General features: G+C 43.9%; 19 protein-coding genes. 9 read left to right on the forward strand and 10 right to left on the reverse strand.

The window, feature by feature from the left end; translation table 11 throughout:
- Positions 1–4: 4 nt before the first annotated feature.
- The gene (locus HHL16_RS23535) at positions 5–733 is read left to right on the forward strand and encodes a DUF92 domain-containing protein (RefSeq protein WP_169427782.1); all 729 of its coding nucleotides are present in this window, start codon (positions 5–7) and stop codon (positions 731–733) included.
- Between the two features lie 47 nt (positions 734–780).
- Positions 781–1,239, forward strand: coding sequence for a hypothetical protein (locus HHL16_RS23540; protein ID WP_169427783.1), 459 nt, complete (start codon positions 781–783; stop codon positions 1,237–1,239).
- Positions 1,240–1,301: 62 nt separating this feature from the next.
- Here the strand turns inward: HHL16_RS23540 and HHL16_RS23545 are convergent, their stop codons facing one another.
- Positions 1,302–1,937 (reverse strand): LysE family translocator, encoded by a 636-nt coding sequence (locus HHL16_RS23545; protein WP_169427784.1) that lies wholly within the window; start codon positions 1,935–1,937, stop codon positions 1,302–1,304.
- A 140-nt stretch (positions 1,938–2,077) separates the two neighbouring features.
- On the opposite strand from HHL16_RS23545, the gene HHL16_RS23550 reads away from it, so the two are divergent.
- Positions 2,078–2,518 carry a lipocalin family protein gene (locus HHL16_RS23550; protein ID WP_169427785.1) on the forward strand — a complete coding sequence of 147 codons (441 nt, stop codon included), beginning with the start codon at positions 2,078–2,080 and terminating at the stop codon, positions 2,516–2,518.
- Positions 2,519–2,595: 77 nt separating this feature from the next.
- Here HHL16_RS23550 and HHL16_RS23555 read toward each other — a convergent pair whose 3' ends face one another.
- From HHL16_RS23555 to HHL16_RS23575, 5 genes are all read right to left on the reverse strand, one after another.
- Positions 2,596–3,651 carry an MAC/perforin domain-containing protein gene (locus HHL16_RS23555; protein WP_169427786.1) on the reverse strand — a complete coding sequence of 352 codons (1,056 nt, stop codon included), beginning with the start codon at positions 3,649–3,651 and terminating at the stop codon, positions 2,596–2,598.
- Positions 3,652–3,852: 201 nt separating this feature from the next.
- Positions 3,853–4,494, reverse strand: coding sequence for a glycoside hydrolase family 19 protein (locus HHL16_RS23560; RefSeq protein WP_169427787.1), 642 nt, complete (start codon positions 4,492–4,494; stop codon positions 3,853–3,855).
- On the reverse strand, positions 4,491–5,075 hold the full coding sequence (locus HHL16_RS23565) for a hypothetical protein (RefSeq protein WP_169427788.1): 585 nt from the start codon (positions 5,073–5,075) through the stop codon (positions 4,491–4,493). Before HHL16_RS23565 ends, HHL16_RS23560 begins: the two co-directional genes overlap by 4 nt.
- Before the next feature lie 5 nt (positions 5,076–5,080).
- Positions 5,081–5,293, reverse strand: coding sequence for a hypothetical protein (locus HHL16_RS23570; RefSeq protein WP_169427789.1), 213 nt, complete (start codon positions 5,291–5,293; stop codon positions 5,081–5,083).
- 73 nt (positions 5,294–5,366) lie between these two features.
- Positions 5,367–6,014, reverse strand: a complete 648-nt coding sequence (locus HHL16_RS23575; protein ID WP_169427790.1) for a hypothetical protein — start codon at positions 6,012–6,014, stop codon at positions 5,367–5,369.
- Positions 6,015–6,081: 67 nt separating this feature from the next.
- On the opposite strand from HHL16_RS23575, the gene HHL16_RS25250 reads away from it, so the two are divergent.
- Positions 6,082–6,216 carry a hypothetical protein gene (locus HHL16_RS25250; RefSeq protein WP_277349406.1) on the forward strand — a complete coding sequence of 45 codons (135 nt, stop codon included), beginning with the start codon at positions 6,082–6,084 and terminating at the stop codon, positions 6,214–6,216.
- 171 nt (positions 6,217–6,387) lie between these two features.
- Here HHL16_RS25250 and HHL16_RS23580 read toward each other — a convergent pair whose 3' ends face one another.
- Positions 6,388–7,251: an RteC domain-containing protein gene (locus HHL16_RS23580; protein WP_169427791.1), complete on the reverse strand. Its 864-nt coding sequence runs from the start codon at positions 7,249–7,251 to the stop codon at positions 6,388–6,390.
- A gap of 911 nt (positions 7,252–8,162) precedes the next feature.
- Here HHL16_RS23580 and HHL16_RS23585 point away from each other — a divergent pair.
- From HHL16_RS23585 to HHL16_RS23605, 5 genes are all read left to right on the forward strand, one after another.
- Positions 8,163–11,987, forward strand: a complete 3,825-nt coding sequence (locus HHL16_RS23585) for a hypothetical protein (protein WP_169427792.1) — start codon at positions 8,163–8,165, stop codon at positions 11,985–11,987.
- A gap of 31 nt (positions 11,988–12,018) precedes the next feature.
- A complete protein-coding gene (locus HHL16_RS23590; protein WP_169427793.1) occupies positions 12,019–12,348 on the forward strand; it encodes a hypothetical protein in 330 nt (109 codons plus the stop codon).
- A gap of 53 nt (positions 12,349–12,401) precedes the next feature.
- Positions 12,402–16,745: a DUF6443 domain-containing protein gene (locus HHL16_RS23595; protein WP_206022552.1), complete on the forward strand. Its 4,344-nt coding sequence runs from the start codon at positions 12,402–12,404 to the stop codon at positions 16,743–16,745.
- Positions 16,746–16,747: 2 nt separating this feature from the next.
- Positions 16,748–17,239 (forward strand): hypothetical protein, encoded by a 492-nt coding sequence (locus HHL16_RS23600; RefSeq protein WP_169427794.1) that lies wholly within the window; start codon positions 16,748–16,750, stop codon positions 17,237–17,239.
- A gap of 413 nt (positions 17,240–17,652) precedes the next feature.
- On the forward strand, positions 17,653–18,384 hold the full coding sequence (locus HHL16_RS23605) for a hypothetical protein (protein WP_169427795.1): 732 nt from the start codon (positions 17,653–17,655) through the stop codon (positions 18,382–18,384).
- Positions 18,385–18,770: 386 nt separating this feature from the next.
- Here HHL16_RS23605 and HHL16_RS23610 read toward each other — a convergent pair whose 3' ends face one another.
- The 3 genes from HHL16_RS23610 to HHL16_RS23620 are packed head-to-tail and all read right to left on the reverse strand — an operon-like array spanning position 18,771 to position 25,133.
- A complete protein-coding gene (locus HHL16_RS23610; protein WP_169427796.1) occupies positions 18,771–20,045 on the reverse strand; it encodes a hypothetical protein in 1,275 nt (424 codons plus the stop codon).
- A gap of 31 nt (positions 20,046–20,076) precedes the next feature.
- Entirely contained in the window at positions 20,077–21,624 is a 1,548-nt protein-coding gene (locus HHL16_RS23615; RefSeq protein ID WP_169427797.1) for a RagB/SusD family nutrient uptake outer membrane protein, read from the reverse strand.
- 11 nt (positions 21,625–21,635) lie between these two features.
- Entirely contained in the window at positions 21,636–25,133 is a 3,498-nt protein-coding gene (locus HHL16_RS23620; protein WP_169427798.1) for a SusC/RagA family TonB-linked outer membrane protein, read from the reverse strand.
- Positions 25,134–25,279: the final 146 nt, after the last annotated feature.

The raw sequence follows: 25,279 nt of genomic DNA on the forward strand, positions 1-25,279 counted from the left end.
ACCTATGTTGCATCCTGATATCCGCATAAGTCCTTTGCTGCTGGCTGTTCTGGCCACGCTGCTGGTGATTCTGCTGGTGAGTGTTCAGAAGAAAAAACTCACACTGTCAGGAGGCATCGTTGCCATGCTGCTTGGGCTGCTGGTGTTAGCCGGAACAGGCTTTGCAGGAGTGCTGCTGTTGCTGTCGTTTTTTGCGATGGGCGTATGGGCTACTGCTCACAAGCGTTCAGCAAAACAGCAGATCAGGGCAGGGGCTCCGCACAGTCAGCAACGGAATGCACAGCAGGTGCTGGCCAATGGAGGCGCGGCAGGAGTATGCGCATTGCTGGCCATCCTGTTTCCTGCACAACTGCCTTTACTCACGGCGATGCTGGCAGGCAGTCTCGCAGCTGCCAGTGCAGATACTGTTTCATCTGAGCTGGGTATTGTGTACGGAAAAAGGTTTTACAATATCCTCACACTTAAAAAAGAAGTAGCTGGTCCGGATGGAGTGATCAGCATAGAAGGTACTGTCGCAGGCGCTATAGCTGCGGCCATCATTGCATTTTTCTACGCATTGATGATGGGGTTCGATATAAATTGTATAGTGATACTGGTAGCCGGCATTACCGGAAACCTGGTAGATTCTCTGCTCGGCGCATCACTCGAAAGAAAAGGACTCATCGGAAACGATATGGTCAATGCCTGCAATACAATCACAGGCGCTATTGTGGCACTTTTGTTGTTCAGCTGATTTTGCAGGTACTTCCTTATATTTACCGCAGAATAAATACAAACCCAATGAAGCAAATCAGAAACTGGATACTGGGATCATGTGTGCTAATGCTGGCAGGTACAGCCACTGCCACTGCACAGGAAAAAGAAGCGCCTGCTCCAAAGACCATCCGTGAGGGAGAGCATAAATTCTCATTGCAGTGGATCGGCTGGGGCGATACTTTCGGTAAAGCCACTATCAAGAAACTTACAGACAGTACTTATCAGATCGAAGGCCGCCATCTTTCTGACACCAGCGACGATTACGCATACATCAACGGAGTACTCACGATGGTAACTCCACGCAGACTGAAGTTTACAGGTACTATCGAAACATATGTGAAGGATCACTACGAATCGCAGATCTGCAGAAAAGAAGGCAATTATACTTTCCATGCAAAAGACCAGCGGAAATACTGGAGATTGCAGGAAATGGAAAACTGTCAGGGTAATAATCTGGTAGATTATGTAGACATTTACTTCTAAGCAGTCCTTCAATAATATTATCAGATGCCGGGATTGATTTCCGGCATTTTTTATTTGTACAACTACTTCGCTTTTGTAAATGCCATTTTCACGGCCATGCCGGTAAGCACGCTGGCCATAAACCATTTCTGCACTCTCACCCAGCCTGGTTTTCTTTTGAAGAAACCTGCCATCTTAGCGGCTGAAAAAATAATCAGTGCATTCACAGTAAAACTCACACACATCTGAATGGCGCCCAGTTCCAGCGCCTGAGCCAGTACAGAACCCTGTGCGGGTTTGATGAACTGCGGAAAGAACGACAAATAGAACATCGCAGCTTTCGGATTCAGCACATTGGTGAGCAGGCCCATGGTGAACAGCTTCCAGGGTTTATCGTGTTGCAGATCGGTTCTTGCTTCAAAGAAATTTTTCCCTGATGGCTTCACTGCCTGATAGGCCAGATAGAGCAGGTAGGCTACGCCCATCATCTTCAGCGTGAAATACGCATAGGGTATAGCCATGAAAATGGCGGTGAGCCCAAAGGACACCATCAGAATGTGAAAGATAAATCCGAGGATCACACCGGAAAGTGAGATCATGCCCGCCTTCTTTCCCTGCGTGATAGACCTCGAAATAAGGTAGATCATGTTTGGCCCGGGAGTGAGTACCAGTACAAGGCAGGCGAGGACGAACAACCAGAGATCAGCGGCTGGGATCATGGCAGTGAGTTTTATTCAAATCAAAATTGAGCAAAACCCTCCATCAAAAAAAGACTCAGTTTCAGAAAAAAGGGGTGTATCAGATGCACCGGACAGATGTTATATTTGAAGTCTCTTTTCAATACAAACCAATACATCACATGAAACGTTTCACTATTGCAGTTCTATCGGCAAGCGCCATGCTGTTCTCTTTCAGCAATCCCGGCAATCTTCCGCTCAAGGGTACATGGAGGCTGATCAGCGGAACCACCATCAATAAGAAAGATACCGTAGTAACTGACTACACAAAAGGGCAGAAGATGCTCAAGATCATCAACGACACGCATTTTGCTTTTCTCCGCCACGACCTGTCCAAAGGAAAGGACACAGCCATTTATGATGGCGGCGGTGGCACTTATACTTTAAAAGGAAACCAATACACGGAGAATCTGGAGTATTGCAGCTACAGGCCATGGGAAGGAAGATCATTCCATTTTACAGTGAGCATCAAGGGCGATACGCTTGTTCAGTCCGGCGTTGAGAAACTGGAGGATCTGGGAGTGGACAGATTCATTATCGAGAGATATGTGAGAGTGAAATAAACACAGCTTATCCAAATAAAAAAACGTTGTGAGCGGATGCTGGCATGCCCTCACAACGTTTTTTGTTTTATGGATGTTTAATCGATCAGTTTAACTTCCTGCTCCTTTATGTATTGCTCAACATAGGCTTTAATGCTGAGCTTTTTGTTTTCGTCGGAAATGAGTTCGTAGATAGGTATCAGTCCGTTTCTGTTGATATCTACAAACATGGCCTCCTCCCGCTTAACTGTTTTCAGCCAGTCGGTGATGTTTACACTTACAGGGTTTGTTTTATTCTCTTTGATGGCAGAAAGATCTCCGCCCACCACTTCATATACAAGTTTCGCTGCGGATAATGATTTGTATTCGGAAGCAAGTACAACCGGTCCGAAGCCCCATGTGTATCCGAGTACAGATCTGAATGCCACTTCTGCACCGGCTTCCGCAGATCGCTTCCGGTTTTTAGCATCGGATATTGCCTGATACACACCATGCACTTTCGCTCCAAGGCTGATGCCATTGAGAATATGTGTTCCATATTTCTTCACCAGATCTGCGCTGCTTAGCAATTGAATATCATTTTTGAATTCGGTGCTGAGGTAGTTATCCATGTTCCTGGGATCCCATGAAAACCGCAATACCCTGAACTGAAAAAGCTGTACAAAATCTCCGTAAACATATTTGGTGGATAAGGCAGACTGATCGGGGAAAAAAGCCGTGACCGATTTTCTGAAAGATTTTGAATTCACAGTGGTGTTCAGTCTGTCAGATATCTGTGCGGCAAGGTCTGCTGCATTCATCCCGGCAATGGCCTCGCCGGTTCCTCCAGCTGAATTGAACATATTCACAACTCTGTCCGGAAATGCTTTTGCAAGAGCAGCCACATCGAATGCCATTGTTCGTACTGAAGCAGTATCTGCATATTTCCCGGTTATGTCGTAACCATAACCAAGAAAATTGTAATCGCCATTTCCCTGTTTTACAGGTTTATTGATTTTGCCGGTAGGCCCGGAGACTGTAATCTCGATTTTGGGAAACACTTCTTCTTCTTCCGGAGCAGGGCGGGTATCTGGTCTGTTGTCAACTCCGGATTTATTACAGGAAAGTGCAGTGAGCATAAGGCTTGCAAAGCATAGGGTGTAGATACGGTTCATAGTCAATGATTGTGGAAGTGAAGATATACTGGTGGAGTATTCTTCGCATATCAGGCGCTGTTAAGTTTCTTGTAAAAGGAAGTGTAGGTAGGGGCTGTGTTTGGTGAGAATCTGTTTGGTAGTTTTATTAAGCCGTTTGGTCGGTAGATCGAAAGAAATTGTTAAAGCAAAAGCACATTTGGAAAAATGTGCTTTTGCTGGTTATGCCAGATATCGTTTGCAGAGTTCATAATATTTAAGTCTGTCCTGAAGCCCATTCCATCCGCCATTGATCTTTTCAATGATGCGTTTCATTTCATCACGTAAAGCTTCGTCGTTCAGTCCTTTCGATATGGAGAAAATCCAGCAGGCGGCGTGCATGCCTGTTTCTGTATCCGTTCTGATCGATCTGGCCCATTGATGTACCGGTTTGCTGATATTAAACTTCCTGTCCATCCAGCTTGCAAAAAGAGTAAAGTTGCTTTTGCCTGTCATTTGAATAGGGCCTGATCCTCTGTACTCCCAGCCATCCAATGGTTCTGTATTGCCCATTCTGCCGTTGTAAACTTTGCATGCAAGCTTTTGAGGGTTATGAGCGAATGGCAGCGCTTCCTGTATTGTTTTGAATCGGAGCGGCCATACCTGCATCAGTCTTTGAGCGGAGTAATGCAGGTCTTCTTCGTACTGCCTGAACTCGTTTGATTCATGCAAAACATTGGCAAGAAATTCGTGCAGTATCAGAGTACTGATGCCATACAATGGACAAACCTTGTTAATCAATTCTGATATTTCACCGGCATCAGGGCAGTTGCTCTTCCAGCAAATATGCTTCAATGCAATTGCTGAAATCAGTGGCGTATTCATGGCTCAATGTTTTGCCACTGCCTTATGGCAGCTCTGTTATGTCTGATTTTATTTCCGAACCAGAAACTGAATGTTACAGTAACTGCACTACCTGCCCATACATACCAGGGGACGCCTGTTCTACGGATCATTCGCCGATGTTGTTGCTGTCTGCGTTGTTCAATAGCAGCTAACCGGTATTTACGTTCGGTCTCCTGCACGTTGAGCCGATGCAGGCTATCCTGATGAGAAGACTGTTGAACGGAGAGATCTTTTCTGTTTCCCCGCTCCCTGATTTTTCTGGTAGTACGTACCACTTTGGTTGAAGAAGCAGCGTCGGGCAGCAGACTATCCCTGCGTGGAATGCTGTATTCGAGCACCTGCTCTTCAATCTGCCTTTCTATGCCGTTATCCGATCGGGTTAACTTTGACAGGTTGGAGTATTTCACCTGTGAAGATTTGACCGACTGCTTTTTGGCAGCGCTGCTGGTAGCAGCCACTGTACTTTGTGATTCAGTAAACTGATCTTCTGTTGCTTTCTGAACAGTTCTGCAACTGAGCAAAAGCAGCATCAGTACTGAAGAGTTGAGGATCGTTTTCATGATGATCAATTTTTTGTTTTAGAATTTTGTCTGTACAGCCACCCGAATATCCCGGCTACAATGGCGCCTTGCAGCTGACCAATGTAATAAGTGGCTATTTCCTTATTCTGCTCCGGCAATCCTTTAAAGAAAAGGAGAAAGCCAATGGCGTTGAGGGTAACGATGCAGATCATAGCGATGATCACCTGCACCGAGACTTTGTTGATCTTCTCCCACATTGTATAAATTATTTAAGTGAAAGAATATTGAGATGCTACTAACCAGAGCCTATAACCGATGAATCTGTATGGGTTATGCTACGGCACTTTCCGCGTGTATCACATTCAGCGGATTGTGTTTTTCATCTTTCAGGATATACTTTTTCCCATTTACATCCTGATAGAACTCAATGCACAGCACCATCAGCAATGCCTGTTTGGTATTGGGGGTAAACTGATTCTCGATATCCGGAATGGTGATTTCCGTTTTTCCCAGAAGGATGTAATCAGACTGGGCTTCAGTTACAACCTTACTGTTGTTGACAAGATCCAGCTCAACCACTGCCGTTACTATTCTTACGTGCGTAGCCGCTTTAGTGGCAGTTACCTTTTTTACAGGGATGAAAGGCAATACCTTTAGCGTGAGCTTCCCGCTGGCTCTGTCAGCGGTTACCGAATACACCGGAAAGAAAATGTTTTCAAGTCTCGACATGGTATTGAACTCGAAACCTTTCAGAAGGCTCAGGTCTCCTTTAGCAACCTGACGTTCACCACGGTCGCTTACCGGATCGCTTTTGAGCACTTCCATCACCTGCTTCAATAAGCGCCCCGGCAGCGTTTTGCCGGCACTGGCATTCTTTATCAATTCTTTGAGAGCATCGCGAAGCTGGGTACAGGTCTGAGCAGCATTGTCGAACTCCTGCATGTTTTCGCGGGTACGATCAAATTGACTGTCAGACATAACTCTTTCTTTTGTCAGCTTCTTTGGGCTGACTTGTTGATTCTTTGCCATAAAAAGTAATTTTGAAATGAATAAATGGTTGACCGGTTCAACTATGATGATTCCTGGAATGCGTAGAAACGATAAGGCGAGGCTGCGTAATGGCACCGTACTGGCTGAAAACTCCTTGAAAACAGCAGAAAAAGCGCTGAAGAATGGCTGAATAATGGCTGAAAACATGCTCAGCAAGGCTGCCTGCAGAATAATTTGTTGATGTGTTTGCGTAGTGCGCATAAAAAAATCGTTGTGAGCACAAAACTGCGTTGCTCACAACGATCGGTTTCCACAGTCGGTCACGACTCGTGAAAGATTTTTGTATCCTTTAACTTACTCTTTACATTTTATCCGGCAGATCTGATTGTTCTGCATATTTCTGAAGTAAACTTGCTTTCATTTTATCGGTGAATTTTGTTGGCTCAAGCTTCCGCATTTTGATGTAGCGGAAGTGATCATAGAAGTTCTTAAGTTCGATACCAAAGGTTTTGCTGAGAACAGCAACGATGGTTTTAATATCACAATTGCCGCCATTGAAAGCCCGGCTGAGATGAAGGCCATACACCAGTTCTACAAATGCATACTGGCTTTCACTCCATATCAATACAGGTGCTTCCGTTTTTTTATTAAGAGGCACCGGAGGAGAAAGAAGCGATTGCAGCTGACCCAGCAGGTACTCCTGAAACTGATCATTAGCCAGCAATTTGGCCAACAGTAAATCTCTGGGTGTGTAAAAGCTGGGATCAGTGCCGCAAAGCAGGTGATCGGCAGTGGGCTCTACATCCTGCTGCCCACGAAGGAAGTAAAGATTGTCAAGGTAAGTGCTGCCAGTTCGGTAGTAGCAATAGAACTGATGATTCTTTTCAAAGAATCTCCTGATCTTATTCAGTTCTTCTTCCAGATAAAGTTGCTGCGTTTTTATATCACCCATTGGCCACGCATAATGCAGACGATACTGCATTACATAGAAAAAATAGTCGCCTACAAATTTCGGTTTTACATACTTGAAGAAATGGATTTCCTGTTCTCTGGGAATATTGCGAAATGTTTTCAGCTGCTTTCGCAATTGCCGCACATGCTCTACGCAAATAGGAATAGCTGCTTTTGATTGAAGAAGTGGGGTAGGGTGTGTGCTTTTTACATTCGCTAAATGCGCTTGTAATTCAGTAAGTAACTGTTCTGTGGTTTGTACTAATGAATTCATGACTAGCAGAATTTAGTGAGGAAAGGATTGCTATCGATGCTACTGCTATCAGAAGCCTGCTGCTTAATCAGAAAGGGGATTTGCTTTGCGGAAAATATGACGTGTTTGATGAAAAAACACCTACGCCGTTCAGAAAAGAATATTGGATTGAGCAGAATAGAAGGTCTTATATAACTGGAATAGGTAATTTTTACCAGTTCTGTTAAAAATGTTGCAAACTGTATACGATGGCAAATATGTGGAGAAAAGAAATGCAGATAATAAATCAATTTTCGATAGGGGATGTTTGGGTTTTCCTTAACGGTATTAGTTTCAAAGAGGGAAATTTTTTTGTGTAGATCTTACTCTTTGTAAAAGACCTGCCTGGGGTAATTGGGTGTTTTTGTAAAGCATCCTGTCAATAATATCGTATTAGTAAAAAAAGGCCTATTTTAGGTGTGGTATAGATTGTACCGCTAAACCTAATCTTATCGCTGTGAAATTTTCACACTTCTGTAACTTGATACCTGCATCAATTGTAGCCCGATCGCAATTGTATACTTCCTTTCTTGAACTCTTCCCTTTTTCGATTTTCTACAACTAAAACAAACAAAATGAAGATGCATTTTGCTCTTTTGTATGTTGCTATATTTGTTACTTTTCATTTGCATGCACAGATTCCTCAACCTCTTCAAACGATTCCTTCTCCCAATGCCTGGTCATTTGTTCAATACGGAAAAGTGCCGATTTCTGGTTTTACAGGAATGCCATCGATCGCAATTCCATTGCATAATCTCAATTATAAAGATCAGGATGTTGGTACTTCATTAACCTATAATGCAGCTGGCTTCAGACCCGATATGCATGCCAGCTGGGTTGGAACCGGATGGAATCTCACTGCAGGTGGAGTGATCACCCGGCAAGTGAACGGATTGCCAGATGATTTTCAGTATACCCTGGAAAATATTTGTGATTGTAATCCACAGATCAGCAACGATGCATCCCAAACATTCAAACTCGGCTTCATAAGGGATTATCAAAGTACTGAATATTCACTTCAAAATTTGTTGGATGCAACTTCTTATTTCGTAAATACCAATTCGGGCGGTACACCCAGTTGGGCCAAATACCCCAATCCATTGCCTTATAGAGCGGAATACTGGGGACCCAGTTGTTATGCTGTACAACGAATCTACAAAGGCTCAACCACGGAAATGTACTATGGAACAAAAGACCTGCAATCCGATGAATATAGCTTTAACGTAATGGGGTATTCCGGTAAGTTTTATTTTACCGATCCATTTAATATTACTGTTGTTTCTGATAAGCATTTTAAGGTATCACGCCTCACTTTTCAGGATATTCCGGACGAATTATGGAAGCCAATCAGTGGACCCAATGCCGGAGCAACCTGCAATCACTGGATGATGGAGTATTCTCCCTGGAAGGCCTATAACAAATACCCACAGGCATTGAGAGGATTTATGCTTGTAGCTGAAGATAATACAACATTCACTTTCGGAAATGATGAATACTGGAAGGATGCTGTAGAGTATTCAATTTCTGAAGCAAGCGCGCCTGGTCAGGCTGTTACTGGGCGTCAGGCGGAACAAGATTACTGGGTTGCCAATTCATGGTATTTATCGTCGATCAGGTTTCCTGATGGGAGAGTGATCGATTACGAGTATCAGCGTGGAGAAAATATCCGTACACTTTTTACCAGTGAGTTTTATTTCGGGATAAAACAAAACAATCCGGGCTGTTTGGCTGCAGATGCCTCTTACACTGTGAATAGTAATACCACCTCCAGTAAAATCACTTCACCTGTTTACCTGAAACGGATCAGCGGAGAGTTGCTCGAAGCAAATTTCAGTTGGTCGAACACCGATGAAGAGAATGCTTTGAACCATGATGCAGGTGCTGCCTTTCGATGGAAGAAATTAGATGAGATCAGCGTAAAAGACTATCAGGGACAACAATACAAATGGCGGTTCTCCTATTATCCGTTAAGCAAATGGAGCCAGCGCCTTTTTCTGCAAAGTGCCGAGAAGCTTACCTGGAATAACATATCTGTTGGTGAGAAATACAGCATGCTCTACGATAGCGCCCTAACCTTGCCCAATTACAATGCTAATCAGAATGACCATTGGGGATTCTGGAATGGAGTACCATCAGGTACTGCGGTTGGTTATACCAATGAACAACTGGATGTAAAGCGAAGTGCTGTACTGGCTAACACCAGGGCTGGCATATTGAAACGGCTTACATTTCCAACAGGCGGATATAATGAGTTTATCTTTGAACAAAATACATACGGCAAACGCGTAAAACTTCAGCGGGATCAGGGCGTGGAGCTAACAGGCACAAATAAGAATGCAGGAGGGCTTCGCATAAGGAGCGTTTTAGCCTATGAGCCTACAGCTGATAAAAGCACGACTACAGAATATTTTTATGTAGACGGATATACGCCAACACTTACACCAGCTCAGATAGCTCAACTTCCATCCAGCGGTGTGCTGAATCAGTATTCATATATCTATCAGTGGGACCAGATAACCACTAATATGTATACTTACCCAACCTGCACGCAAAATGTAAAAATCAATATAACCTCCAATCAACCAATGAACCCTGCTATGGATGATGCTCATCTGGGGTATTCAACGGTTATAGAAAAATATGGTGATGGCTCATACAAAAAGATGGTGTTTACCAATCATGACAATGGCCATCCTGATGATCCTCCACTTGGTGGCATCAATACATTTCAATCGCCATATAATAAGTTTTCGAGTCGTTCTATTGAACGGGGCAAATTGCAAAGTGAAGAAATTTACTCCAATACCAATAAGTTGTTAAGCAGTACTGAAACTGAATATACTGCAATTCCGATGTACGGATCCACTGATCAGAAATCTTATATACCCCGTTTTACATTGAATTTGCTGGATGCTACTGCACAGGCAAGCGGAACTGTACCTTACACGGTAATTCCGGTGAGCTATATTTTATCCAATCAATTTAAAGAGTATACCTATTTCTATAAGCCTGCTAAAGTTGTAACCAAAATATTTGATCAGGCCACCAATAATTACCTGCTTAATACCCAAACCATTCAGTACTCACAATACTGGCCATCCGTAATTACGCAAACAAATAGTGAAGGGAAAGTGGTGAAGCAGATCAATAAATATTCCTGGGATATCGGAGGCAACACTTTTATGATGAGCCGGCTTAGCAATGATTATCCGGCTACTGTTGTGGAGAAGATCAATACAATAAAAGAAAATAGTACTGCGGAGGAAATGATTACTTCGGCTTTTTTGGACGAGTACTATAAGAATCCCAATAGTGATTATGCGAAGCCTTTGATAGAGCGAAAATACTCACTGGCATTAACCAATCCGGTTCCATTGGCAAGTCTCTCTCCGTCTGTTGCCAATGATCTTCCTTTCTGGACTCCAGGGCCCTGGCAAAAAGACAATCGGTACGTTAAAGAAATAGAACTGCCTAAATATGACAAATATTTCAATCCGGTTGTCACATATTCCCGTGATGGACTCATTAATAACATAATCAAAGGTTACAGGGATCTGCGTGTTATTGCCGGCATAAACATGAATGGTACGGCATCTGATCTGTTAGCTGTTACCAGTTTCGAACATCAGGATATAATCAATGTAACGGAGGGTATTGGAGAAACTCAACGTATTCCAGATGCTGATCAATGGATATTGGAGGGTTCTCTGATATCAACCGAAGCATTTACGGGAGCAGTATCATTCAGTGGAAGGGTACGCTGCAAAAATTCATTTAGAGATGGAACATTATATGTCACAGCCAGGAGCAATGGTGCGGCTCCTTCTTTAGAAAAGTATGATGCAGCAACTTTTAGCTACCTGCCATCCAATATTTCTCCAATAATTGTGTCGGAATATGCGGGATGGAAAAAATACCAGTTTGATATTTCTACAACTCAGTCCTTCATCTGGGCTGTGAATTCGAATGGAAATATCATGGATGATGTGATTGCAGGGCCAAGATACGTAGCCCCACATTATTATACGATGTACGGATATAAAGATGGACTTCTAACTCATATTACTGACGGAAAACTCAGAAGAACCTTCTATGAATACGATGCAATAGGTCGTCTGAAACTCATACGTGATAAAGACAGCAATGTAGTAAAGGTGTTTGATTATCAGTTTCAGGCCCCAGGCCATGGAAACGCAATCTGGAATAGCACCAATGTCAAACGTTGCAAACCATGCTCACTGAATCCAACCTATATCACCGCTATAGAACAGCGAAAGGATATTGACGTCAACCCTCAAAGTTCAACTTATCAACAGGTTCGTTGGGTGGATATAGGTGCAAATAGTAGTTGCGCGGATATTTCTGCCTGGCAGAATACGGCTACCCCCCTGCGTTGCAGAAGAATTTATGGCAACAAGAATACTGGCGAACAGGAACAGGAGCAAATTGATGTAAATCCCTGCAGTTCTACTTATAATCAATTACGTTGGATAGTAGTTGGAGTGAATCCTGCTGCCTGCCCTTGTAACTATTGCACCGGGCCGGATCAGAAATGCATAGATGGTGTGTGCAGTGAGGGAGTGAAAGTATATACTGGAACATTCGGTTATGATCCCAGAACCCATATGTATAATTGTTACTATGTCTACCAATTTGGTGATGGATCTGTATCAGCAGTTCAATCTGAATGGCAATATCAAATTTGCTCTATAGAATAAAAAGCAAGTTGAATTCAAAAATAGTCTGAGTATGAAAATATTATTAACCATCGGTATTGTTTTTTTAACACTGTCAGTTTGTGCACAATCTCCGGGAGAACAAGTGGCTGCAAAAATTGCAAAGAAGATGAAAGATTCACTCGCATTGACAGAAGAGCAAAGGGTAGCGATCTATGATATCAATATGCAGATGCATAATAAGAAAATGCCTTTGTTCATCAAGTATAAAGGCACAGACTCCCTTCGGATTCTTTTGCAGCGGATAGAAAACAGCAGAGATACTTTGTACAGCGCAGTGCTGCCCCCTGAAAAGTATTTATTGTATAAACAAAAGAAAACTGTGCTGGTATATGATAAATAGCCATTTGTTGTTTCCAATTTCAAACCTCTTGAATGTCCGCTAAAGTAAAACATATGAAAGGGAAAGTTCTGGTCTTGTGTCTCATGGTTCAATGCCTTGCTTCCACTGCACAGCAAAAAGCACCAGCTGCTTATGATACCGCCGGCAAGATCAATTATATACGTACATGGTCAGCAACAGCTCCTGAAAACGATCCTTCGGTATTGGTAATAAAACCTTTGAAAGATGTAAAGCAGACAACGCAATTTGTGGATGGATTGGGCCGTTCGCTGCAAACCGTTATTAAACAAGGTTCGCTGATATCAGGTTCAACTGCTGTTGATCTTGTTAACCCGGTAGTATATGATTCATATGGCAGAGAAGTGTATAAATACCTGCCTTTTGCTGCCAATAACACCGGTGGCAATACTGCTATCAATAATGGAGCATTTAAACTCAATCCCTTTCAGCAGGATTCTGTTTTCAATAAAGGACAATTCCCTGGCGAAACTTTCTACTACAGCAAAACCAATTATGAAGCTTCTCCGCTCAACAGGGTAACAGATGCTTATGCAACCGGCAACAGTTGGGCGGGGAGCGAAACCAATACAGACGCCAATACCCGTCGGAGCATCAGTCAGCAATACCTGATCAATGCTGTTGCGGATTCTGTAAGAATCTGGAAAACGGACGAAGCGACGGTTTCAACTTCTGCATCCTATGCAGCGAATACCCTGTATAAGAATGTAACCATCGATGAACAGAAACAAAAGGTCGTTGAATACAAAGACAGTGAAGGTAAAGTGATTCTAAAGAAAGTACAGATTGCTGCAACGCCCTCCACTGGCCATTCCGGGTGGTTATGCACTTATTATATTTATGACAACCTGAGCCGCCTCAGGCTGGTAGTTCAACCCAGCGGAGTAGAGCTATTGTTGAAAAACGCATGGACTTTAACAGCCGGGATATTGAACGAGTATTGCTTCCGTTATGAGTACGACGAGCGAGGGCGCATGATTGTGAAGAAAGTACCAGGTGCCGGTGAAGTGTGGATGGTATATGATCTGCGCGATCGAATGATACTGCTGCAGGATTCATTGAACAGAGGCAACAGTACAAAAAAATGGCTGTACACCCAATATGACAACCTGAACCGGCCTGTTATTACCGGATTGTGGAACAATGCCAATGACAAAGCTTATCACAAAGCACAGGCTGATAATCCTCCTTACAATGGCTATCCGGATTTATCAGGACAGACTTACGAAGAGTTAACAAATACTTACTATGATAATTACACCTGGGCTGCTACTCTTCCTGCGGCTCTCAAAGATTTTACTATCAGTGATGTTAATGTGTATTTGCTGTCCGCTTCCAACACTGTCTGGCCTTACCCTCAGGCGGTACAAAAAACTACCTCCACAACCGGACTGGTTACCGGAGGAAAAATGAAGGTGTTGGGCACTGGCAGTCAGTTGCTGGCCACTGTAAATTTTTATGATGATAAAGACCGACTGATCCAAACGCGGTCGCAGAATATCACCGGTGGTGTAGATGTAGTTACCACTCAATACAGTTGGAGTGGTCAACCATTGGTGGTGGTGCAAAAGCAGGAAAAGGCCGGAATCAATCCGCAAACGCATATCATCGTAACCAAAATGGAGTATGATGATCTCGGCCGTGTATTGAACATAAAGAAAACAATCAGCAGTACCATCAATGGCATCGTTTTAACCAAGCCTGAACAAGTAATTGTCAGCAACGAATACGACGCACTCGGTCAGCTGAGCAAAAAAATATTGGGGGGAGCAAATATCATAGACTCGTTGCGGTATGAATATAACATTCGGGGCTGGTTGTTAGGCACCAACAGGAGTTACGCGAAGGATGTTCACCCAAATAACTATTTTGGCTTTGACCTGGGTTATGATAAGGTCAACAATGGACTGATCGGCAATCAAACCTACACAGCAGCACAGTACAACGGCAATATTTCTGGTACAGTCTGGAAGAGCAGGGGTGATGGCGAAAAACGTAAATACGATTTTGGGTATGATGCTGCCAACAGACTGCTGAAAGCAAACTTCACCCAATACACCGGAACAACGTTCAATCTCACCGCTGGCCTTGACTTCACATCCAAAGACATGAGCTATGATGCCAATGGGAATGTTCTTTCGATGTCTCAACGTGGCTGGAAACTGGGTGGCAGCGCCACCATCGACAGCCTACTGTACACGTACAACAACAGCAACAAACTGCAGAACGTAATCGACCGCAGTAATGATGCGCAAACCAAACTGGGAGACTTCCGGAGTTCGTCCTTGTACATGACCGCCCTGAGCAACAACAAAACCACTGCTGCGATAGATTACGTGTATGATGGCAACGGCAACATGATCCGTGATCGTAACAAAGATATCGGCGATGCCGGTAATAACGGTATTGTGTTCAATCACCTGAACCTGCCTTCGGTGATCACCGTACGAACCACTGCGGGGGCTGTCAAAGGCACCATCACCTATACCTATGATGCGGCAGGCAACAAACTGAAGAAAACCGTTGCAGAAACAGGGCAGCCCACTAAAACAACCCTGTATCTCGGCGGAGCCGTGTATGAGAATGATACCTTACAGTTTTTGTCCCACGAAGAAGGCAGGCTGCGTTATTCTAAACAATACTATCAGAATGGCAGTAGTGCCTACAAATACTTCTACGATTACTTCCCGAAAGACCACCTCGGCAACGTAAGGATGGTATTAACGGAGCAGAAAGATACCGCCAACTATTTAGCCACAATGGAAGCTGCGTACCGGGCTAAAGAAACTGCTCTATTCTATAACATACCGGAGACGGCTTATCCGAAGGCTGCTGTACCGGGTGGTTATCCAGCCGATGCCACCACCAACCCCAATGACTCGCTGATCCGCGTTAATGGCAGTGGTCGCAAAGTAGGGCCTTCACTGGTACTGAAGGTGATGAGTGGCGATAAGATCGATCTTGGGGTAAAGTCCTTTTACCGGGGTAATGGAACTGCCGGTTCTACCAGTGATCCGCTGAATGATATCCTGAGCGTACTGGCAAGTGGCATTACCGGAGCAGCAGGAGAAACCAAAGGTGCTCTTGCACAACTTAATAACCTATCTACGAGCCCGCTGGTAGGAGCATTGAATAGTTTCCGAACCGGCAACAACAGTACACTTCCTTCCAAACCCAAAGCTTACCTGAACTGGATGTTGTTGGATGAACAACTCAAATACGTGAGCACCGGCAGTGGCGCGTTGCCGGTCGGCAATGCGGATGTGTTGACGGCTTTAGCTCCCCCTACTGTAACCATCCCTAAGAATGGATTTTTGTACATTTATGTAAGCAATGAAACGCAGAACTGGGATGTGTTCTTTGATAACCTGAGTGTGAGGCATTACACAGGGCCAATGACGGAGGAAACGCACTATTATCCGTTTGGATTGACGATGGCGGGGATTAGCTCCAAGGCGGCAGGCAGACTGGATAATAAGTATGAATACAATGGGAAGGAAAAACAGGAAAAAGAGTTCAGTGATGGCAGTGGCCTTGACTGGTATGACTTTGGAGCTAGAATCTATGATGCGCAGATTGGCAGGTGGCATCTTGTGGATCCTAAAGCAAGTGAGATGAGTTGGATATCTCCTTTTAACTTTGGATATAATAATCCATTTAGGTTCATTGATAAAGATGGAAGAGCACCAGAGGATATCGTGTACTTCAACACAAAAGGACAAGAAATTAGTAGAATAAAATCTGAAACAGAGTTTAGAGCAGTTGTTGTGTTTTCTGCAGGATTAATGCAGCCTCCAATGTATGTCGATGCTCCTTTGCCTAATGTAATCCAAAGAAGAGAAAATGAATCAGGTGGCTTTGAAGATGTGACAGGAGCACAATTTCAGCAAAATGATTACCAAATAGCAGCAAGTACTTTTTTAACTAATCTGGAATTGAAGTCTGGAAACATGGTAGTTGGGGATAAAGGAGGAGATATTATTCCTCAGGGAGAATTGGCTAAAGTTCCTGAAATATCTGTAAATACTGTCAAAGCGTGGAGTATGCAGGAGTCACATGCTGGAACAACCGGAGCTATATTGCAGGTTAATAAGAATGGAGATTTTACTCCAGACAAAACCTCAATCGGAATTAAAAAAGGTGAAAAATACTCAACTCATCAGGAAATAAATTTTGCAATCAGATACTTAATTGGAAAGGGGTTTAAGGCAACGGATGTAAAGTATACAAACGGTGGAAAAACTAAAGAAAAAAAATATGAGTGGCAAGGGTATGATACTGCCCTTGAAAATTATAATGGAGGGGGCGTAGACAACTATAAGGATAGGGTTAATACAATGAGAGATGAAAGTAAAAAACCGAATCCTAAAAATTATTAATCATGAAATCACTAATACTGCTTTTACAATTAAGCGTTTCTGTTAATTGTTTTTCACAGAGTCAAAGGCAATTCGAAGTAATAAGAACAAAGCTAAACTTGGAATTAATAAACAAAAAAATTACAAACAAAGACTCGTCAATTCTATTGGATAAGAATAGTAAACTTGTGTCAAATTATTTAGGTAATATAATCACAAGTAATAAGATCAAGTATCATGTTATAAAGACGTATTATGTTTATAATATGAAAGTTAGTCCTACAATCGAAAGCAAAATACTTCTCTATAATATAAAGAATAAAATAATTGGATACTATCCAGTTCCAACCCGTAATTATCTGCCTGAATCAATAATTCATAATTGTATGGTATTCAATTTAGTTGAAAAGGACTGTGACAAAAAAGTTCGTATAAGTTTTAAAGGAGGAATACCGAAAGCAATTAACTTAGGGTGTATTGCAAATAACTACATTGAATTCATACCCCAAAAATGATTCTCCGAATTCAATCTTTGAGATTGAAACTGAAAAAGTAAGAGAAAACTGAAACTTCTCTTGTTAGTACGCTCATTTTTAATCCAACAGTTTATTTTCCTTCAGGAAGTAGACCTTGTATTATAGATAAGCATCATTTGTCCAGATACTTCTATTATTACTTCCTCAAAGATCATCTCGGCAACGTAAGAGGGTATTAACGGAGCAGAAAGATACCGCCAACTATTTAGCCACGATGGAAGCAGCTTACCAGGCGCTAAAGAACCTGCACTATTCTACAACATACCTGAGACGGCTTATCCAAAGGTTGCTGTACCGGGTGGTTATCCGGCCGATGCTACCAAACCACATTCATGAAAAAAACAGATGCTTACATCAGAGCTACAGGAGCACCTCGATATTAAAAGTGAATTATGAAGAAAATAATCAATTTTATATTTCTATTACTTATCTGCTGGATTTGTCAATCTTGTAATTCGCAAGAAACAAGTAGTAATGAGAAGAATACAGCAATAAAAGTCGTAGCGACAGATAGTATTGATATCGATAACATTTATTTGAAATTATCAGATAATAGACCTCTTGGTTTTATTAAAATATCGGGGGAGTTTGTTTATGCAGAAAATGGTACAGATAGTACAAAATATGTTGCAAGATTTGTTTCAGATTCAATTATGAAAAATATTACCTATACAGGATATTCAAATAATAAAAATGATGTTCTGGAACTAGGAACAATTCCAATTAATTTGAGAAGAAAAATAAATCCCTTAGCAATTGAAATAAGCAGACTCCAGTTTGCAGGAAAAAAATACCTGGTTTTTGCAGGCAAAGCTCAATCCGCCTCAGGTTCAGGGACACAGATTACATACTTTGTTTTAGTGGAATTAAAGAGTAATGATAAATTAGTAAAGTTTTGGGAGTTTGAAAGCAGATTTGGTGACATTCATAGCATTATTGACTTCAATAAGGATGGAGAATTGGATTACATTAAGATTGTCAATGGGAAAAAGGCCGATGAATATAGTTTAACAGTTAATAATATTAAAAGTGGCAAACAGATTAACAATGGATTTATCTTGTTGAAACATACAGGAAATGATAGATTTGGAGTGCTGCAAGATTCACTTCTTAAAAAATACTAAGACAAATTTTGAGTTAGCTTATTAAGTGAAAATTTTTAGAATAGGTGGATAGTATCAACTGGGGTTGGAGAACCTGCTCTGGACTGAATTTTATGGAGCATTATATTGCTCCACTTTAGAAGATCGCCAGCTTTTAAATCCCCGCAAACATCAGATTAATAAACATATCCGCCAGCAAAAAAATATAGTTGAGCATTCTGCAAAAGGCATAATTAGAACTCCGGACCACTCACTACAACAGGCCAAAGAATGAGTTTTGAGGATTACATGAATTGGGCTCATCCTACTTATGTTCAAAATACGCCTTGAAATAATGAAATTGAAAAAGCTGCCCCTGAATGGGGCAGCTTCATTATAACGGGTCACATGAGAACTAATTTCGATGCTTATTGGTTCTTAGCATTCATACGACCCGGACAACGCGTCATCACTGCACGCATCCGCGCTATCTGATCGATAGTAATCGAGTTTCCTGCAGTCGGATACCGCGTATCATCCATGATATTATCCGCATAATATTTTTCATTATCGAGACCTACTCTCACAGGTGTGTTCAGTCCACTGTTGCGCGGATCGCGCACATCATAATCTCGGGTATCATAACAGAAATCATTGTACTGTCTGGTGGCATTGAAAGAAGGTGAGTACAGTCCATAGAACGGTCCGATGGCACTGAAGATCTCAATCTTTCTTTCAAAACCGGGGAAGAAAATGGTACGTGCGATACCGATTGTTGCATTTGCATAGTCGGTTACAAAATCATTCTCATCTGCTGCTGTTCCTGCAACACCGGGTATCGGTGTTTGTCCTGGTTGCGGCGCCAGCTGCTTCGTAGGGGCTGTATTGCCCATGGAGTTGTTCGATCCGAATGGCATCACATGCACATTCAGGAAGTTCTTAGGATTCCAGATGAGGCTTGCTTTGTTGTTATTGATAAACGTGATAAAATCATTCTGACTGAATATGGTCGCTGATGGATTTACTTTGATGTTATCGCTGTAGATCTGTCTGTCGAAACCAGGCTGGGTGAGCGTTGCACCGTTTTGATTCTTTGTCGCCAGTCTGAATACCACACCGGCTTCCGCGCCATTGGGAGACCTGCTCAGTTTGTTGCTGAGTATTTCGTTCAGGTAACGCACTGCCTCCTGCAACTGAGGATAAGTGATGGCCTGATAAGAACTGGGATCGTAAGTAGGGTGGGTGGTGTTGAGCTCCCACACATGGAACACTACATCGATATAAAGCACATCAGGTTTGGCTGGTTTCGCGCGAAGCGCTACCGGTTTAGTCGCTGATCTTTTGTTTCCGATCTCAGCATGGAATTTCACGGTATCAGTATTCATCACATTGGTAGAGTAGGTGGGGCCAACCTGTTGCCCTGATTTTTCTTCGATGATCTTCAACGAACCTGCGGGCAGTTGTTTGATGTCGATGATCATCATGGAGTCGCGGCCGGAGCTGAGATGTACTTTTCTGTATCCTTCCACAATAAATTGCAGGGTGGCTTGTCCATCAGCTACCATCATCTTATCGGTAGCTGAAAGATAGATGGAGTCTATGTCTCCGATGGTGGGTTTGTAGAGCTGATAATCGAACCCTGATTTCTTACAGCTGCTCATCAGCAGTAGGAGTAGTACAGCGCTGAATAATATCCTTTGCATAATTGCTGTTTCTGTATGTTGAACAATTGGGTTAGTATTCGATAGTGATCCATCCTTCGTTGGGGATCATGTTTTTGTTCTGCTGCAATTCTGCCAGCGGTATTGGCAATGCATAATGATAATCGTTGCTGCTTGCAGTGAGATCGTAATTCTTATTGAAGAAGCGCAGCTTTCGGTTGATATCTACTCCTCCGAATCGTTTCAGGTCGATCCAGCGTTTGTCGGAGTCGCCGAAGAATTCTTTTCTGCGTTCGTTGATGATCTCCTGCAACAGCGCATTGCCGCTCAATCCATCGGCTGTGCCTGCATTGCGGAACGATTTGAATTTGTTGAGTGTACTGATCGCTTCGCCTGTTGCACTGGTGCGGAACTGTGCTTCTGCGAGCATCAGATACGCTTCTTCGGGTTTGAACAGGCAGGTATTGCCGCGTTTCAGATTGCCATCATTGCTGTTGTCTGCAGGCCATCCCTGTGCAATGATCCTTCCTGTCGGACCAACCTTGCCGCCCGCACGCGAAGGATCCTGATTGAAGTAGATCTGGCTGCGGATATCGTCTGTAGAAAAGAGTGCGCAGAAATCTGCCTTCAATGGAACGTCGGCAGGGTTGATGCCGAGATACGCAAAACAACTTCCGTAGATAGCGCTGTTGGCACCCTGACTCAGTGTTTCCATATTCACGGCAGGATAGTTGGCGTTTCGTCCGGAATAAGCTTCCTTCATCGCCACTCCTGTGCGTGGCATGTTTGCTTCTACTCCATCAATTGCAATGGATGCATGTTTCTTCACCTGTTCGTAATCGCCGGATTCTTTCGCCGGTGATTCTGCCTTGAACCAATACACCTGTGCCATCAGGTGATGCAAAAAGCGCTGATTGTAGAGCACATTGAATCCGGTGAGCGGCTGTGTTCTGTTGAGCATGGTCTCTGCTTTGCCGAGATCGTCGAGAATGGTTTTGTATACTTCTGCATGCGGCCTGCGGCTCATGTCTACTCCAATAACAGCCTTTCCGGAATGCAGGTATACGGGAATGCCCAGCTCTGCTTTCTGATAGGGCGCAAAGTATTGGAGCAGCTTGAAGAAGTAGTAAGCTCTGTTGGTGTAGAGTTCGCCAAGCAGCTGATCGCGCTGTTCGTTGGTGGCATCTTTGATCTCTTCGTTCATCTGATCGATCAGTGCATTGAAGAATCCGATGAGTTCATAATGCTGCGTCCAGATGGCAGTGGGTGTAGCCACTTCATTCCACAGCAGCAGGTCTGCATAGCGCTTCTCCTGCGACATATGAATATTGTTGGGCTTCAGGTAACAGGCCGTGAGCGCGGTTTCCATATCAATATTGTCTGAATATGCTTCAAACATCAGGGTGGCTTCTATCGGAGCCAGCGGCATCAGACGGTCGTACTGATTTCTTACGCGCAGTTCGGCAATGGACCGGAGATAACCTGCCATCAGCGATTTCATATCGGTGGTGGTGGTTACCGTCCGCTGATTCTTTGGTGGAAGATCGAGGTATTGTTTGCAACCGGATGCAGCACCGATAGCCAATGCCAGCAATCCTATGATGAGCTTGTTCTTTTTCATTGCAGTCAGTTTTAGAATCCTACGGTTAATGATAATGCGAAGCTTCTGGTATTGGGATAACCAAATGGCAGTCGGCTCTCAGGATCTGTGCCGCTGTATTTGCTGATCACAAAGAGATTGTTCGCTACCAGTGTGGCTTTGAGTGTTTTCACGGCCGACTTTCCCAGTACTGTTTTAGGTGCTCTCCAGGATACCGACATCTCATTGCATTTGAGGTAATCGCCACTTTCGATATCGGTAGAGATCAGGTATTTCGTGTAGCTCGACACGCTGTTCCTGAATGCAGGGATATTTGTTACATCACCTGCCTGACGCCAGCGATAGAGATTCTCTTTGAGACGGTTGGTGCGGCTTGCATTGATATCGTCTGTAAATCCGCTGGGGCCCTGAGATCTGTCTCTGAAACTCTGGATCATATTGCCTCCCGCGTAAACGAAGCTGGCAGTGAATTCCATGGCTTTGTAAGTGAAACGTGTATTGAAACCGCCATACCAGCTGGCATCGTATCTGCCGAGATAGTAGGGGCGATAGCCTTTCAGATCGAGCTCACTGATCTTGCTCAGATTTATTTGCGCGTCTTCGAGAGTGGTTTTCACACTGCCGCCTTCTACTTTCGAATTCACTTTCTGTGCATATACGATCAGGTCGCCAGTTTCGGGATCAACGTGCGAATACTTATAGCCGAACCATCCGTTCACCGGATAATCCTGTATGTTGAGTGTTGTGGTATCAGGCACTTCCGGCATTTCTTTGCGGAATACGTTGGAGAGATTGTTGTTGATCTTAGTGAAGTTTCCGCCTACTTCCCAGAGCATGTCTTTGTTCTTAAGCACTTCCACACGTACATTGATCTCATATCCTTTGTTGGTGAGATTGCCTACGTTCACAGTGGCAGAAGAGCGGCCAACGGATGGTGGCACTTTTGTCTGATCGAGCAGATCGGATACTTCTTCATCGAAGTAGCGAAGCTCCGTATTCACTCTGCCTTTGTAAAGCGAGAGTTCCAGTCCGAGGTTGGTTTCGCGTTTCTGCTCCCATTTGATCACGGGATTGCCGTATTTGAAATTGGTTCCTACAGGCACTCCTCCGTACACATTGGTACCAACTTCGTACGTATGAAATGGCAATACCGAACGGTTGATGCTGCCGCGATATCCATAGCCGAAACTCAGTACCAGTCTGCTTAATACGCTTTCGTAATCTTTGAGGAAAGCTTCGTTGTGCGCATTCCATTTAACACCGGCAGACCAGAGCGGAGAGAACTGATTGTCCGATCCGATGATGTCTACACCATCATAACGCACGTTGGCATTCAGCACGTACCTGTTGTCGTATGCATAAGCTGCCGACCCGATAAAGCTGGCGCTTCTGTTTTCACGGGTAGATGTTCCGCCGAGACGCTGCAGATTGATATTCATGTAGCGCGTGTCTGGAACCAGGTCCCAGTTTGGATATCCGGCGATCGCATACTTCTGCAGATAGATCGGATTGAAATGCCTGAACTGATCGTTCTTCACTGCTCCGAATTCATTGGCGAAGAAGCCCTGTACAAAGTGTTTGCCTGCAAAGGTATTATTGTATTCGATGGTGTTGCGAACAGTGTAATCGAACGATCTTCCGCTGCTCTCTCCAAGAAAACCTCTGTTGTATTCCGGAAGGATATTGAAGTTGGTTGCACTGGTGTTGAGCCAGTTATTGGCCCATGAACGATAAGTGCCTGCATAGCTCTCATCTTTATCCTGCACGGATGTGTAAGACGCAGCCACATTGCCGGTGTACTTGAAGTTGCGGAGGAAACTGTATTCCAATGCAATTTGTCCACGTACATTTCCATACGTATTGGTGAGCTTGTTCTCTTTCAGCTCACGTATCATATTGAAGTTGGAATAAATGAGTGAAGAAGCAGTACCTACGGTATAGGGAATGGCGCGGTATGTATTGTCCGAAGCATAGGATCCGTCTGCATTATACGGCTTCTCGTATGGATTTGCAAATACAGCATATCTGAATGGGTCCATGCCCGGCTGTCCTTCAACATTCCGTTTGATGGTAGAGTAGAGGTTCACTTTGAACAACAGGTCCTGTGTAATGAAACGGGAAAGTTTCATGTTCAATCCTCCCGTCTGAAACCTGTTCTGGATAAGGCTTCCCTGCGCATCCTGAAAGTTCAGTGCGGCGTAGTATGTGGTTTTTGTATTGCCGCCGCTGAAACTGATATTGTGGCTCTGGCTTTGTGCAACACGATAAAGCTCGTTGATCCAGTTGGTATTGGTGTTTTCGAGTTCAGCGATGCGGCGCTCAGCTTCTTCGTAAGTGATGGCGCCTTTATCGGCGAGATTGAGCAGCTGATTCACACGTCCGCCACGTTCGTAGGATGGAAAGAAATCGTTGCGGATGCCACGCTCGAAAGCCACTTTCTCTTTCGAATCCATGAAATTGAAATTATGTTCCGGACGAAGTGTTACACCATACTTGCCGGTGTAGTTCACGTAGTCGTTGCCGATCTTTCCGTTTTTGGTGGTGATCACAATTACGCCGTTGGCGGCTCTCGATCCGTAGATCGATGCAGCAGTCGCATCCTTCAGAATGGTGATGCTTTCGATGTTTTCAGGAGGAATATTGCCGATGCCGTTGGTGATGAGACTATTCATGCCTCCCGATACTTCACCGGCCTGCAATGGCATTCCGTCCAGAACATAGAGTGGTTCTACGTTTCCGGTGAGTGTATTGATTCCCCGGATTATAATTGAACCGGTTTCTCCCGGTCTGCCGGATACACTGCGAACGTATACGCCGGGCATCTTTCCGGAGAGGGCTTTATCGAATGTGGTGATACCTGCATTCTCCAGGTCTTTTGCTGTAGCGGTAGCTACGGAGCCTACGGTGATGGATTTGCGCCTGTCCTGAAACCCGCTCACGATCACTTCCGTGAACTCGGTTGGCATTTTAGACAGCGAAACATTCGGCATCAGTTCTTTTACAACTGTTACGCTTTTGGTTTTGAAACCGATCATGGAGAAAACGAGTACATCACCGGGAGAAGCAGGCAGGTTGTAATGTCCTTCTGCATTGGTGATGGTTCCGCGTGTAGTGCCTTTCACCTGCACATTCACGCCGGCGAGAGGTTTGCCCTGATCGTCGGTGACCATCCCATTGGCAAATGCTGTTTCCGCGGTGTAGAGCGGAAATGCCGGAACAGCCGGAATAGCCGGAATACGATTCATGCGAATGAAGATCGTCTGGTTCTCGATGGTGAATCCGATCGGCTGATCCTGCAAAGCCTGTTTCAGAAACTGATTCAATGGCATGTTGTCTGCCTGAATGGTAACAGGTTTGCTCAGTTTTAGCAGATTGGTTTTCCAGACCACAAAGTATCCGGTCTGCTTTTCGATGGCAGTGAACACTTTGTCCAGCGACACATCTCTCCCCGAAAAGGAGATGGTTTGGGAGTGGGTCTTTGCACTCACATGGAGGCAAAGGGAAATCATCAGCAAAGCAGTGAGTCTCATAACTCGCAAAGTTTGGTGGAGGCTCTTGCGTGGAGACCTTGTAAACACACTGGCAACGGGCGTTTCGGAGGCCAGGGGTGCAGCAGTTTGATTACAAAGGAATCCCGCAGTAACCTGGGATTTCGCAATAGTTAATTGCATACTTT

The organism is Pseudoflavitalea sp. G-6-1-2, from assembly GCF_012927185.1.
In the GTDB taxonomy this organism is placed as follows: Bacteria; Bacteroidota; Bacteroidia; order Chitinophagales; family Chitinophagaceae; genus Pseudobacter.

Coding starts and splice junctions, on each gene's coding strand:
- HHL16_RS23575 (WP_169427790.1), bottom strand. CDS start 6,014: ATGTCTGACAGTCAATTTGATCGTACCCGCGAAAACATGCAGGAGTTC.
- HHL16_RS23605 (WP_169427795.1), top strand. CDS start 17,653: ATGAAGAAAATAATCAATTTTATATTTCTATTACTTATCTGCTGGATT.
- HHL16_RS23535 (WP_169427782.1), top strand. CDS start 5: ATGTTGCATCCTGATATCCGCATAAGTCCTTTGCTGCTGGCTGTTCTG.
- HHL16_RS23610 (WP_169427796.1), bottom strand. CDS start 20,045: ATGCAAAGGATATTATTCAGCGCTGTACTACTCCTACTGCTGATGAGC.
- HHL16_RS23570 (WP_169427789.1), bottom strand. CDS start 5,293: ATGTGGGAGAAGATCAACAAAGTCTCGGTGCAGGTGATCATCGCTATG.
- HHL16_RS23555 (WP_169427786.1), bottom strand. CDS start 3,651: ATGAACCGTATCTACACCCTATGCTTTGCAAGCCTTATGCTCACTGCA.
- HHL16_RS23595 (WP_206022552.1), top strand. CDS start 12,402: ATGAAAGGGAAAGTTCTGGTCTTGTGTCTCATGGTTCAATGCCTTGCT.
- HHL16_RS23620 (WP_169427798.1), bottom strand. CDS start 25,133: ATGAGACTCACTGCTTTGCTGATGATTTCCCTTTGCCTCCATGTGAGT.
- HHL16_RS23615 (WP_169427797.1), bottom strand. CDS start 21,624: ATGAAAAAGAACAAGCTCATCATAGGATTGCTGGCATTGGCTATCGGT.
- HHL16_RS23560 (WP_169427787.1), bottom strand. CDS start 4,494: ATGAATACGCCACTGATTTCAGCAATTGCATTGAAGCATATTTGCTGG.
- HHL16_RS23590 (WP_169427793.1), top strand. CDS start 12,019: ATGAAAATATTATTAACCATCGGTATTGTTTTTTTAACACTGTCAGTT.
- HHL16_RS23550 (WP_169427785.1), top strand. CDS start 2,078: ATGAAACGTTTCACTATTGCAGTTCTATCGGCAAGCGCCATGCTGTTC.
- HHL16_RS23600 (WP_169427794.1), top strand. CDS start 16,748: ATGAAATCACTAATACTGCTTTTACAATTAAGCGTTTCTGTTAATTGT.
- HHL16_RS23540 (WP_169427783.1), top strand. CDS start 781: ATGAAGCAAATCAGAAACTGGATACTGGGATCATGTGTGCTAATGCTG.
- HHL16_RS23580 (WP_169427791.1), bottom strand. CDS start 7,251: ATGAATTCATTAGTACAAACCACAGAACAGTTACTTACTGAATTACAA.
- HHL16_RS23565 (WP_169427788.1), bottom strand. CDS start 5,075: ATGAAAACGATCCTCAACTCTTCAGTACTGATGCTGCTTTTGCTCAGT.
- HHL16_RS25250 (WP_277349406.1), top strand. CDS start 6,082: ATGAATAAATGGTTGACCGGTTCAACTATGATGATTCCTGGAATGCGT.
- HHL16_RS23545 (WP_169427784.1), bottom strand. CDS start 1,937: ATGATCCCAGCCGCTGATCTCTGGTTGTTCGTCCTCGCCTGCCTTGTA.